The following is a 12565-nucleotide window of genomic DNA, read 5'->3' on the forward strand; positions in this document are numbered from 1 at the left end:
GCATGACCGACCCGCATTTGCCTGAATTGCTTGAAGAATTCGACGCCCTCGACCTGCACGAGAAGATGATCCTGGCCTTGCTGGCCATCGTCGGCGAGCCGGTCGGCAAGCATGCCGTGTATGAACACCTGCAACGCGCCAATATCGTCGAGCCCGATGGCACGCCATTTACGCTGGCGGTCGTCACCGCCATGCTGCAGCGGCTGGCGCGCTTGGCGCTGGCGACCGAGGTGGTGGGACGCGGCTTTGCCTGCGAAGCGAAACTGCGCTGGCCGGCCATGCGCGAGGCGATCGAACACCTGCATTTTCGCGACCTGTGCCAGGCCATCGAAACCATCAACCCGGTGCGCCGCAACTGGGACGGCTATGTGGAACTGCGCAGCTACCGGCAAGGCGTGGCGCGCTTGCGCATCGCGCTGTTGCGCAATGACGAGCGCAGCCAGGTGGCCAGCCTGCTGGTGGCCTGCATGGCCTGCTACGAAGCGCAGCAGCTGCATCCGCTGATCGAGATCTGCGGCCGGCCGTTCGAGCCGGCCATGCTGCCCTATATCGTGCCGCAACTGCAGGACGAGATCCTGGCCGTGCTGCTGGCCAATGCGCCGCGCGAGCCCGCCACGGCGCCGGCCATCCGCGGCTATGCGCGCGCGCATTTCGCGGCGCAAACGGCGGCCGGCGACTGGATTGCACCCGCGCTGCCGCTGGCCCTGGCCGAAGACGCCATCCTGTGCGGCGAACTGGCGCAGGCGGCCGATTACCTGGCTGGCCAGGAAGGCGCGCAGATGGTGTATATCGACAGCACCATCGCCGTGCTGCGTGGCGAGCATGCCCAGGCGCTGGCCGGCTTCGAAGCGGCCCTGAAGGCGCTGCGCAAGGAAAGCGGCAAGCGCAAGCTGCTGTTTGCCGGCATCGGCGGCCACCTGTACATGCTGGCGCTATTGAAAAGCGGCGACGCCAGGCATCTGAAAACGGCCGAGACCTATCTCGATATCGCCGTGCATGTGCAACCCAACCATGACAGCGCCGTCTACCAGCAGCTGCACATGCTGCGCCTGGTGCGCGCCGGCGTGATGCAGGCAGAACTGGTACAAACGCGCCACTGGGAAACCGCCCTGCAGGCGCAGCTGTTCCAGGGTTTGCTGTATTACTGGCTGTCGCTGCCGCAACTGGCCGAACGCAAGCCGCAGCTGCAGGCGCTGGTGGCGCAAGCGGACGCGGCAGGCTACCAGCTGGTGGCGGCGCAGGCGGCCGGCGTGCTGGGCCTGCTGGGCGACCTGGCTCAGGAACACTACGCCACCGCCAAACGGGCGCAGCATGGCCTGACCGATATGGCGCCGTGGTTCGAGCGCCAGGAAGCGTGGCAGCGCCAGCTGAGCGCGCTGATCAACCTGCAGCCGGGCGCGGCCAGCGAAGCACCGGGAAGTGCCTCGCGGCTGGTCTGGCTGGTGGCGTTCGACGCCCGTTACGGCCTGACGGCGGTGGAGGTGCGCGAGCAGAAGCGCGACGCGCGCGGCGGCTGGAGCAAGGGCCGCGCCATGGGATTGAAACGCCTGGCCGAAGAGGCGCACGAGCTCGATTTCCTGTCGCCGCACGACGTGCGCGCGGCTGCCAGCATCGTCCCGTTCAAGCAATATTACTCATCGGCGCCGCGCCATGAAATCGTGCCCGACAAGGCGGCCCTGCTGCTGGTGGGCCACCCGCTGGTGTTCTGGCTCGACGCACCCGACACGCGCGTGGAATTGCTGGCCGGCGCGCCGGAACTGCTGATCAAGTCGCACGACGGCCAGCTGTGGCTGGGCCTGCAACCGCCCGTGCCGGAAGAAGCGGTCGACGTGGTGGTGCTGAAGGAAACCCCAACCCGCTTGCGCGTGGTGCATATCCAGGACGAGCACCGGCGCATCGCCGCCATCGTCGGCCTGGGGCTGTCGGTGCCGCTGCATGCGGAAAAACAGGTGCTGCAGGCGATCGGCGCCATCTCGTCCATCGTCACGGTGCAATCCGATATCGGCGGCGGCGTGGCGGACGCCGAAGTGATCACGGCCGACCCGCGCCTGCATATCCACCTGCTGCCCTACAGCCAGGGCCTCAAGATGCAGATCCTGGTGCGCCCGCTGGTTGACAGCGGCGCCTATTACGCCCCCGGCAGCGGCGCCGAAAGCGTGTTTGCCGACGTCGCCGGACGCGCGGTGCAGGCGCGGCGCGACCTGAACGCCGAGCGCGAAGCGCAGCGCCAGCTGGTCAAGCAGTGCCTGGTGCTGGAACAGGCCGAGGAAGAGCATGGCGAATGGCTGCTGGGCCAGCCATCGCTATCCTTGCAATTGCTGGTGGAACTGCAGGAACTCGACCCGGCCGGCATCGTGCTGGCCTGGCCCGAAGGCGAATCGATGCGCGTGACGAAACGCATCGACAGCGGCCAGATGCGGCTCAAGATCAAAAGTGACAAAGACTGGTTTGCCGCCAGCGGCGAAGTGCAGATCGACGAAGACAAGGTGATGGACCTGCGCGCCCTGCTCGACCTGATGCAGAACAACAAGAGCCGCTTCGTGGCGCTGGGCGACAACCAGTTCCTGGCGCTCAGCGACGAGCTGCACCGGCGCCTGTCCGAACTGGCCGCGTATGGCCAGGTGCACGAGGATGGCGTGCATGTGCATCCGCTGGCCGCGTTTGCGCTGGAAGAACTGGCGCATGACGCCGGCGGCGTGAACGCCGACAAACTGTGGCGCGAGCACCTGCTGCGCCTGCGCGCGCTGGACGACTACACGCCGCAACTGCCCTCCACCTTGCAAGCCGACTTGCGCGACTACCAGCTGGCCGGCTTCGAATGGCTGGCGCGCCTGGCCAACTGGGGCGTGGGCGCCTGCCTGGCCGATGACATGGGCCTCGGCAAAACCTTGCAGGCGCTGGCGCTGATCCTGTCGCGCGCACCCAATGGCCCGACCCTGGTGGTGGCGCCCACGTCGGTGTGCATGAACTGGCTATCCGAGGCGCAGCGCTTCGCGCCGACCCTGAACCTGAAACTGTTTGGCAGCGGTGACCGCGTTGACATGCTCGACAAGCTGCAGCCGTTCGACCTGGTGGTGGCCAGTTATGGCCTGCTGCAGCAGGAAGCGGCGCTGTTTGCCGGCGTGCGCTGGCATACCATCGTGCTCGATGAAGCGCAGGCCATCAAGAATGGCGCCACCAAGCGCTCGCAGGCCGTGATGGCGCTGCAGGGGGATTTTCGCATGGTGGCCAGCGGCACGCCGCTGGAAAATCACCTGGGCGAATTGTGGAACCTGTTCCGCTTCATCAATCCGGGTCTGCTCGGCACGTTGGACCAGTTCAACCTGCGCTTTGCCGGTCCGATCGAAAAAGACCAGGACAAGCGGGCGGCGGCCGGCGCCCGTCTGCGGCTCAAGCGCCTGATCGCGCCATTCATCTTGCGCCGCACCAAGACGCAAGTGCTGTCGGAACTGCCGCCGCGCACGGAAATCGTGCTGGAGGTGCAGCTGTCGCCGCAGGAGACCGCCTTGTACGAGTCGCTGCGCCGCGAAGCGCTGGAAAAGCTGGCCATGGTGGAAGGGCCGACCTCGAAAAAAGCCATCCAGATCCTGGCCGAAATCATGAAGCTGCGCCGCGCCTGCTGCAACCCGCAGCTGGTGGCGCCGGAACTGGGGCTGGCCAGCAGCAAGCTGGCGGCGTTTGCCGAGCTGCTGTCGGGCCTCTTGGAAAACCGCCACAAGGTGCTGGTGTTCAGCCAGTTTGTCGACCATTTGACCCTGATCCGCCAGCACCTGGAGCAGCATGGCGTCAGCTACCAGTATCTGGATGGCAGTACCACCATGCAGGAACGCAAGCGGCGGGTCGACGCCTTCCAGGCGGGCGACGGCGAGGTGTTCCTGATCAGCCTGAAAGCGGGCGGCATGGGCATCAACCTGACGGCGGCCGATTACGTGATCCATATGGACCCGTGGTGGAATCCGGCCGTCGAAGACCAGGCCTCGGACCGTGCCCACCGCATGGGGCAATTGCGCCCCGTGACGATCTACCGGCTGGTGGCCAGGCACACGATCGAGGAAGGCATCGTCGAATTGCACCAGCACAAGCGCGACCTGGCCGACAGCCTGCTGGAAGGCAGCGACGCGGCCGCGCGCATGTCGGCCAACGACATGCTGGGCATGCTGCAGGAGGGGCTGAAAAAATAAGGCTGGCGCGAACGGCCAGCCGGATTCCATGCGATGATGTTTTTTCCCTTGCATTACGATTGCGCCCATGACCGACCCACTCGCCCTCCCCGCCAGCGCCGGCCCGCGCGCCGTTTTTTTGTGCGCCAAGTCCTGGACCGCGTATGCCGGCACCTTCGCCATCGCGGTACTGCTGTTCTTTGCCGCCCTGCCGCTGGCCTTCAAGTACAACACGCGCGCCGCCTTGATCGTGCTGATCGGCTCGGCGCTGATCGTCGGCTACCGCCTGCTGACGATCCGCAGCCATCAGCTGTATTACGACGAGGCGGGCGTCTGGCTGGCTTCCGGCATCTTGCCATGGAAGAAAAAACTGACGGGCGTGCAGTGGCGCGACATGGAGCAGGCCAGCCATGAAACCAATTTCTGGAGCTGGCTGTTCCGCTCGTACACGGTGTGCATCACGCTGCGCACGACCCGGCAAACGGTGATCCATGCCAGCGGCATGGCGCGCGGCAAGCAGGCCGTCGACACCATCAATGCACGCCTGCAGGAAATCCTGCGCCAGCACGCCATCGTCGTCTGATCGCATCTAAAAGTGGCGCAACGCCGGCGATTGATGCTAATCTTTGGGCCGCCACGGCAAGCACAGCAAGGCTGTGCAATCGTTGTTTGTTACCGACATTATCAGTTTAATATTTACTGATAGACACAAATAACCAAATAATCAAGAGAATATTTATGATGATAAGAAACAAAGTTGTGCTTGCGGCGTTGATGATGACGTTTACGCTGTCGCCAGCCAGCGCTGCCAAGAAGCCGCAGAAAAATGGCAAGGCCACCACCAGCAGCAGCAAGAAGAAAAGCGTGGGCAAGAAGGCCGCCGTCGTCGGCGCCACCGCCACGGCCGCCGCCGCTGCCGCCATCGCCGGCGAAAACAGCCGCGACCGCACCATGAATTACCTCAGTGGCCAGTTCCTGACCAATCTGTGGCGCCTCGATCCGGAAAGCGCGATTTCCGCCGGTAAATACGACGGCGCCGCCAACCTGACGATCCCCGACGCGGCCAACCGCCAGCGCCAACTGGCCTTTATCAATGAATGGCTGGAAAAATTCGGCAAGCTCGACGGCAGCAAGATGTCGGACAAGCAACGCACCGACCTGGCCCTCTTGACCAACAAGCTGCAATCGGACCGCTGGTACCTGACCACCTTCCGCGAATTCGAATGGAATCCGGCCATGTACAACGTGGCCAGCTCGATCGACTTCATCCTCAACACGGAATACGCTGCGCAGCCGCAGCGCCTGCGCACTTTGCTCAAGCGCATCGCCACCGTGCCGCAATACTATATTGCCGCGCGCGCCAGCATCGTCAATCCGACGCGCGAACACACGCAGCTGGCGATTGCCCAGAGCGCAGGCGTGCTGAGCGTGCTCGACGACCTGAACAAGGCAGCGCAGGCGTCGATCCTGACGCCGACCGAAAAGCAGCTGTACAACGCGCGCGTCACGGCGGCCCGTACGGCCGTGCAGGGCTATGCCGCCTGGCTGACCGAGCAGGACGCCGCGCTGGCGCAAAACGGCGCGCGCTCCTTCCGCATCGGCAAGGAACTGTATGAGCAGAAATTCAATTACGATATCCAGGCCAGCGTCAGCGCCGAACAGATGTACCAGAAGGCGCTGGCGGCGCGCGAAAAGCTGCTCGAGCACATGGACAGCCTGTCCGACGAGCTGTGGACCAAAACCATGGGCAATGTCGCCAAGCCGCAGGACCGCACCGACAAGATCGGCATGGTGATCGACAAGCTGTCCAGCAATCACGTGGCGCCGGCCGACTTCGTGCCGGAAATCCGCCGCCAGATCCCGCAGCTGCAGGAATGGGTCACCAGCCACAACCTGCTGACGATGGACCCGCAAAAGCCGCTGGTGGTGCGTGAAACGCCGCCCTATCAGCGCGGCGTGGCCGGCGCCAGCATCGAAGCGCCAGGCCCCTACCGCCCGCAGGACCGCACCTATTACAACGTGACGCCGCTCGACGGCGAAACGCCGGAGCAGGCGGAAAGCAGCTTGCGCGAATACAACCACTGGATCTTGCAGATCCTGAATATCCACGAAGCCATCCCCGGCCACTACACGCAGCTGGTGTATGCCAACAAGTCGCCGTCGCTGATCAAGGCCATCTTCGGCAACGGCGCCATGGTCGAAGGCTGGGCCGTGTATGGCGAGCGCATGATGCTCGAATCGGGCTACGGCAACAATGAAGCGGAAATGTGGCTGATGTACTCGAAGTGGAACTTGCGCAGCGTCACCAACACCATCCTCGATTACAGCGTGCACGTGCTGGGCATGACGGAAGCACAGGCGCTCGACCTGCTGACGCGCCAGGCCTTCCAGACCAAGCGCGAAGCCACGGAAAAGTGGCGCCGCGTGCAGTTGAGCTCGGTTCAACTGACCAGTTACTTCAGCGGCTACAGCGAAATCATGGACTTGCGCGAACAGCGCAAGCAGGCACTGGGCAGCCGCTTCGTGCTGAAGGATTTCCATGAGCAATTCCTCAGCTATGGCAGCGCGCCGGTCAAGGTGATCAAGGAATTGATGCAGTAAGGCCTTGAACCATGCTGACGCAAAGGGCGCCGCGGCGCCCTTTTTTATGCGTTTGCGGTATCACAAGCCGTCCAGCCGGCATCGGCGTAGCGTAGTTCAATCGACAACGTCCATAGCATTACTGGCATTTGCCGATTTTTCTGCTAGTGTGGAACCAGGGAGTGATGATGCATATGCCGATCCAGTTCGATACCCTCGATTACGCCAAACGCCTCGCGTCCTCCGGCGTTCCCACCATGCAAGCCGAAGCCCACGCGGCGGCGCTTGGTGACGTACTGGGCAGCGCTGTCGTGGTGCATGGCGAACTGGCGGCCGTCGAGCGCAATGTGCTGGGTGAAATCAAACTGGTCGAACAAAGGCTGAAATCGTTCGAGCAGAAAATCGACGCTCGGCTGGAACGCATGGATTTGCGCCATGGTGCGGACATGAAGCATGTCTACTGGATGATGAGCACCTTGATCCTGCTGAACCTGGGCATACTCAGCAAGCTGATGCTGCAGTATTGAGTCACATCCCCACCCGCAAAAAAGCCGCTGCTTCCTCGGGAAGACAGCGGCTTTTTCATGGGCTCGATAAAGTAACGTCTACGACGCTTCTTCCGGCGCCTGGGTGGCCCTGACAAACATCGGCGACACCAGCAGGCCCAGTTCGAACAGCAGGCACATCGGGACGGCCAGCGCGAACTGGCTGACGATGTCGGGCGGCGTGACGATGGCGGCGATCACGAAGGCGCCAACGATCACGTAAGGGCGCACTTCCTTGAGCTTGGCGATGCTGACCAGGCCCATGCGCACCAGGATCACCACCACCACCGGTACTTCGAAGGTGGCGCCAAAGGCCAGGCACATCGACATGACAAAATCGAGGTAGTTTTCAATATCGGGCGTCACCGCGATCGACGATGGTGAAAAATTGCTAATGAAATGAAACACGCGGCCAAATACAAAGAAATAGCAGAAGGCCACGCCGGCCATGAACAGCAGCGAAGACGAGATGACCAGTGGCGCGACCAGCCGCTTTTCATGCAGATACAGGCCTGGGGCGATAAATGCCCACATCTGGTACAGCACCCACGGCAGGGCGACGATGATGGAGATCACCAGGGTGACCTTCATCGGCACCAGGAACGGCGAAATGACGCCGGTGGCGATCATTTTCGAACCGGCCGGCAGCGAGGCGATCATCGGCGCGGCGATAAAGTCGTAGATCTGGGCGGGACCGGGCCAATAGAACAACACCGCGCACACCACCGCGATGCCGATCGAAGCCTTGACCAGGCGGTCGCGCAACTCGACCAGATGCGAAATAAAAGTTTCTTCCACCGGAGATTTGCTACTCATGAGTAAAAAGACGATGGGGAGGAGGCGCTGCGCGGCCGGAAGCGCGCCACGCGGGCCGCGGCCGACTGCACATGCTGCTTGCCGCCATGGCGCTGTTTGTACCAGCCGGGAATGGCGGAATTGCGTACCAGTTTCTTGCGACGGAACTCGCGCGCCTTGCGGGCCAGGTCGTCCTGGGTGGCGCGCAACATGGCTTCATGCGCGTCGTGGCCGTCGTGGTCCTGCGCCGCATACACGGAAGTATCGCCGCGCCAGGCGTTTTCCACCTCGGCCAGGCTGCCGGAAATCGAATTTTCCACGCCATGCATGGATTTCTCCACGCTTTGCTTGACCGAATCGGCCGCCTCCTGCACTTCCTTCTGCAGGTTTTTCAGCTCTTCGAGTTCGATTTCACGCGTGACCTCGGATTTCACCTGGTTCAGGTAACGTTGCGCCCGGCCATACAAGGTGCCGGCCATGCGCGCCACCTTCGGCAGCTTTTCAGGACCGATGACGATCAGCGCCACCACGCCAATGATGGCGATTTTAGAGAGACCGAGATCGATCATAAGCGTCCAAGTGCTTCAAACGGGCAAGGCGCTAGCCCTGCCACGCCATCAGAACTTGCTTTTCTCTTTCGTGTCGACGTCGATCGTGCTCTTGTCGGCCACTTGCGATGGTGGCACGGGAGGGGTGTTCGCCGGCGGTTTTTCATCGTCGCCCTTGACGCCATCCTTGAAGCCTTTGACGGCCTTGCCGATATCACCGCCCATATTGCCCAGTTTCTTGGTGCCAAAGACCAGCATCACGATCACCAGAACGATCAGCCAGTGCCAAATACTCAATGAACCCATCACATTCTCCTTGCGGGACAGCGCCCGAGTAGCGTCAACCAATGCGGATAGTATACACGCGAACTTGCTGCATCGCGCAATCTCAGTATGGGGTCAATGCTGATTACGCCACGGACGCGGGCCGCCATACATGTGCAGGTGCAGGTGGTACACCTCCTGGCCGCCGTCCGGACCGCTGTTGATCAGGGTCTTGAAGCCGCCCGATGGCACGCCATCGGCGTCCATGCTGACGGCGCAGCCGAACTCGGCCGCCAGCCTGGGCGCCAGGCGCAACAGCTTGCCCAGCAGGTCCACATGGCTGTCGTCGCAATCGGACAGGGTCGCCACATGGCGTTTCGGGATCAACAGCAGATGCACGGGGGCGGCCGGGTTGATGTCTTTAAAGGCCAGCAAGTCGTCGTCCTCGTACACGATGGTCGACGGAATCTGTTTTGCGGCGATCTTGCAGAAAATACAGTTATCCACGCAGGCTCCAGGGTTGGTCAGTGTTTGTCCGCTTCGCCGGCGTCGCGCTGCTCATCCTTGCGCGCGGCTTTTTCCTCGAGGCCGGACAGGCCTTCGCGGCGCGCCAGTTCATCGAGCACCTGCTGCGGCGTCAAATCGAACTGGGCCAGCATGACCAGCGAATGAAACCACAGGTCGGCGCATTCGTACAGCACTTTGGACGGATCGTTGTCGCGCCGCGCATCCTTGGCGGCCATCACGGTTTCCGTCGCTTCTTCACCGATTTTTTTCAGGATCGCATCGTCGCCCTTGGCAAACAGGCGCGCCACATAGGAGGTGGCCGGGTCGCCGCCATTGGCCAGCTTGCGCGATTCGATCACGGCGGCCAGACGTTTCAGGGTTTCACTCATTTGTTCTTCGTGTGTGCGTAAATGGTATCGGGATCTTGCAGCACCGGCTCGGTGATCTGCCATTCGCCGGTCTTTTCGTCGCCCTCGAACTTCTGGAAGAAGCAGGAATGGCGGCCGGTATGGCAGGCGATGCCGCCGGTTTGCTCGATTTTCAGCAAGACCACGTCTTCATCGCAATCGAGGCGGATTTCCAGCACCTTTTGCGTGTGGCCCGATTCCTCGCCCTTGTGCCACAGTTTTTTACGCGAACGGCTCCAGTAGACGGCCTCGCCCAGTTCCACCGTGCGCGCCAGCGCGTCGCGGTTCATCCAGGCGAACATCAGCACATCGTTGCTGCCCGCTTCCTGCGCGATCACGGGCACCAGGCCGTGCTCATCCCATTTGACCTTTTTCAGCCACTTTGCATTGCTTGCGACCATAGTTCCGTTCTGCATGTTATCTCTATCCTCTTAAACCAGGCGCATCGGAATGCCCTGCTGCGCCATGAAACGCTTGGCTTCCTGCACCGTGTGCTGGCCATAGTGGAAGATGCTGGCGGCCAGCACTGCGTCGGCGCGGCCCAGCTTGATGCCGTCGGCCAGGTCCTGCAAGCCGCCCACGCCGCCCGAGGCGATCACGGGAATGCTGACGGCATCGGACACGCCGCGCGTCAGGCCCAGGTCAAAGCCGATTTTCGTGCCGTCGCGGTCCATGCTGGTGAGCAGGATTTCGCCGGCGCCCAGGCTTTCCATCTTGCGCGCCCATTCGAACGCGTCGAGGCCGGTGGCGTTGCGCCCGCCATGGGTAAATACTTCCCACTTGCCGGGCGAGACCTGCTTGGCGTCGATCGCCACCACGATGCACTGCGAGCCATGTTTTTGCGACGCTTCGTACACCAGTTGCGGATTGGTCACGGCCGAGGTGTTGATGCTGACCTTGTCGGCACCCGCGTTGAGCAGGCGGCGCACGTCGTCAACCACGCGCACGCCACCGCCGACGGTCAGCGGAATGAAGACCTGCGAGGCGACCGCTTCGATGATGTCGAAGATCAGGCCGCGGTTGTCGCTCGATGCCGTGATGTCGAGGAAGGTGATTTCGTCGGCGCCCTGCTCGTCATAGCGGCGCGCGATTTCCACCGGGTCGCCCGCGTCGCGCAGCTCGGTGAAATTGACGCCCTTGACGACGCGGCCATTGGTCACGTCCAGGCAGGGGATGATTCGTTTTGCAAGCATGATTAATCCAGATTGTCGCCACAAGAAAACCGGGGCATCCGCGCCCCGGCGGTACTGCCTCAGGCCTCGGCGTCGTCTTCCACGTCAAGGTCGCCGCTCAGCTCGTCGGCGCGCAGTTGCGCCGAGGCCAGGTCGATCGTGCCTTCATAGATCGAACGGCCGCAGATCACGCCTTCGATGCCTTCGTCCTGCACCGCGCACAGCGCTTCGACGTCGCCCAGGTTGTGCAGGCCGCCCGAGGCGATCACGGGAATCTTCACCGCTTGCGCCAGCTTGACGGTGGCTTCGATATTGATGCCGCCCATCATGCCGTCGCGGCCGATATCCGTGTAAATGATCGATTCGACGCCATAGGCTTCGAATTTTTTCGCCAGGTCGATCACTTCATGGCCCGACATCTTGCTCCAGCCATCGGTCGCCACCTTGCCGTCCTTGGCGTCCAGGCCGACGATGATATGGCCAGGGAACGCGCCGCAGGCGTCGTGCAGAAAGCCCGGGCTTTTCACGGCCGCCGTGCCGATGATGATGTAGCTGATGCCGGCGTCCAGGTAGCGCTCGATGGTATCGAGGTCGCGGATGCCGCCGCCCAGCTGCACCGGAATTTCATCGATATCGTGTTCCACCGCGAAATCTTGCACGGCTTTCAGGATGGCCTTGACGGCGCCTTCATTTTTCGGCTTGCCGGCAAACGCGCCGTTCAGGTCGACCAGATGCAGCCGCCGCGCGCCTTGCATCAGCCAATGGCGGGCCATTTCGGCCGGGTCTTCGGAAAATACGGTGGCAAGTTCCATATCGCCTTGTTTCAGGCGTACGCAGTGACCGTCTTTCAGGTCGATGGCGGGAATAAGCAGCATGGTCAGTGTGGTTTAAGGTGAGTGAGAAGCAAAAGGTTCTGGGAAAGCAACGGTCAGGGGTCAGGGTTGCCAGTGAACGAAGTTCTTGTACAGCTGCAAACCAGCGGCAGCACTTTTTTCAGGGTGGAACTGTGTCGCGAAAATATTATCACGGGCGACGGCACACGCGAACGGCTTGCCGTAGATAGTCTGGCCGACCGTGTGCGCGGCCTCTTGAGGCTGAGCAAAATAGCTGTGCACAAAGTAGAAATAAGCGTCGTCGTCGATGCCGTCCCACAAGGCATGTGACGCCGTTTGTTTCACTTGGTTCCAGCCCATCTGCGGCACCTTGAAGCGCGAGCCGTCGTCCTGCAGCTGGCCGTCGAGCTGGAAGCGCACGACTTTGCCGGGCAACAAGCCCAGGCCGGCCGCGTCGCCCTCTTCGCTGCCGTCGAACAGCATCTGCTCGCCGATGCACACGCCCAGCACCGGCTTGCTGTCGGCCGCGCGCAGCAGCGCTTCCATCACGCCCGATTCACGCAGGCTGCGCATGCAGTCGGGCATCGCGCCCTGGCCCGGCAGCACGATGCGGTCGGCGCTGTCGATGTCGGCCGCCAGGCCCGAAATGCGCACGTCCGCTTCCGGCGCCACCGCGCGCAGCGCCTGCGCCACCGAGCGCAGGTTGCCCATGCCGTAATCCACCACCACAATTTTATTCATGTGTTTTATTCTC

The 12565-nt window shown here is 62.4% G+C and carries 13 protein-coding genes; 4 read left to right on the forward strand and 9 right to left on the reverse strand.

Annotated features, from left to right (window positions below; translation table 11 throughout):
* Positions 1-2: 2 nt before the first annotated feature.
* The 4 genes from Q8L25_RS00425 to Q8L25_RS00440 all read left to right on the forward strand — a co-directional run bounded on the left by Q8L25_RS00425 (position 3) and on the right by Q8L25_RS00440 (position 7267).
* Positions 3-4181 (forward strand): DEAD/DEAH box helicase, encoded by a 4179-nt coding sequence (locus Q8L25_RS00425; protein WP_308923048.1) that lies wholly within the window; start codon positions 3-5, stop codon positions 4179-4181.
* A gap of 67 nt (positions 4182-4248) precedes the next feature.
* Positions 4249-4743: a hypothetical protein gene (locus Q8L25_RS00430; protein ID WP_308923049.1), complete on the forward strand. Its 495-nt coding sequence runs from the start codon at positions 4249-4251 to the stop codon at positions 4741-4743.
* A 158-nt stretch (positions 4744-4901) separates the two neighbouring features.
* Positions 4902-6761, forward strand: a complete 1860-nt coding sequence (locus Q8L25_RS00435) for a DUF885 domain-containing protein (RefSeq protein ID WP_308925832.1) — start codon at positions 4902-4904, stop codon at positions 6759-6761.
* 161 nt (positions 6762-6922) lie between these two features.
* Positions 6923-7267: a hypothetical protein gene (locus Q8L25_RS00440; protein ID WP_308923050.1), complete on the forward strand. Its 345-nt coding sequence runs from the start codon at positions 6923-6925 to the stop codon at positions 7265-7267.
* A gap of 78 nt (positions 7268-7345) precedes the next feature.
* Here Q8L25_RS00440 and tatC read toward each other — a convergent pair whose 3' ends face one another.
* The 9 genes from tatC to hisH all read right to left on the reverse strand — a co-directional run bounded on the left by tatC (position 7346) and on the right by hisH (position 12552).
* Positions 7346-8101 (reverse strand): twin-arginine translocase subunit TatC, encoded by a 756-nt coding sequence (tatC, locus tag Q8L25_RS00445; protein ID WP_308923051.1) that lies wholly within the window; start codon positions 8099-8101, stop codon positions 7346-7348.
* On the reverse strand, positions 8098-8649 hold the full coding sequence (gene tatB / locus Q8L25_RS00450; protein WP_308923052.1) for a Sec-independent protein translocase protein TatB: 552 nt from the start codon (positions 8647-8649) through the stop codon (positions 8098-8100). Before tatB ends, tatC begins: the two co-directional genes overlap by 4 nt.
* 48 nt (positions 8650-8697) lie before the next feature.
* Positions 8698-8934: a Sec-independent protein translocase subunit TatA gene (gene tatA, locus Q8L25_RS00455; RefSeq protein ID WP_308923053.1), complete on the reverse strand. Its 237-nt coding sequence runs from the start codon at positions 8932-8934 to the stop codon at positions 8698-8700.
* A gap of 93 nt (positions 8935-9027) precedes the next feature.
* Positions 9028-9399 carry a histidine triad nucleotide-binding protein gene (locus Q8L25_RS00460; protein ID WP_308923054.1) on the reverse strand — a complete coding sequence of 124 codons (372 nt, stop codon included), beginning with the start codon at positions 9397-9399 and terminating at the stop codon, positions 9028-9030.
* Positions 9400-9416: 17 nt separating this feature from the next.
* Positions 9417-9788: a phosphoribosyl-ATP diphosphatase gene (locus Q8L25_RS00465; protein WP_308923055.1), complete on the reverse strand. Its 372-nt coding sequence runs from the start codon at positions 9786-9788 to the stop codon at positions 9417-9419.
* The gene (gene hisI, locus Q8L25_RS00470; RefSeq protein ID WP_308925833.1) at positions 9785-10207 is read right to left on the reverse strand and encodes a phosphoribosyl-AMP cyclohydrolase; all 423 of its coding nucleotides are present in this window, start codon (positions 10205-10207) and stop codon (positions 9785-9787) included. The genes Q8L25_RS00465 and hisI overlap by 4 nt, the downstream gene beginning before the upstream one ends.
* A 30-nt stretch (positions 10208-10237) precedes the next feature.
* Positions 10238-10999 (reverse strand): imidazole glycerol phosphate synthase subunit HisF, encoded by a 762-nt coding sequence (gene hisF / locus Q8L25_RS00475; RefSeq protein ID WP_308923056.1) that lies wholly within the window; start codon positions 10997-10999, stop codon positions 10238-10240.
* 59 nt (positions 11000-11058) lie between these two features.
* Positions 11059-11853: a 1-(5-phosphoribosyl)-5-[(5-phosphoribosylamino)methylideneamino]imidazole-4-carboxamide isomerase gene (gene hisA / locus Q8L25_RS00480; protein ID WP_308923057.1), complete on the reverse strand. Its 795-nt coding sequence runs from the start codon at positions 11851-11853 to the stop codon at positions 11059-11061.
* A 60-nt stretch (positions 11854-11913) separates the two neighbouring features.
* Entirely contained in the window at positions 11914-12552 is a 639-nt protein-coding gene (gene hisH / locus Q8L25_RS00485; protein WP_308923058.1) for an imidazole glycerol phosphate synthase subunit HisH, read from the reverse strand.
* Positions 12553-12565 lie beyond the last annotated feature (13 nt).

The sequence above is a fragment of the Janthinobacterium sp. J1-1 genome, assembly GCF_030944405.1.
In the GTDB taxonomy this organism is placed as follows: Bacteria; Pseudomonadota; Gammaproteobacteria; order Burkholderiales; family Burkholderiaceae_D; genus Janthinobacterium.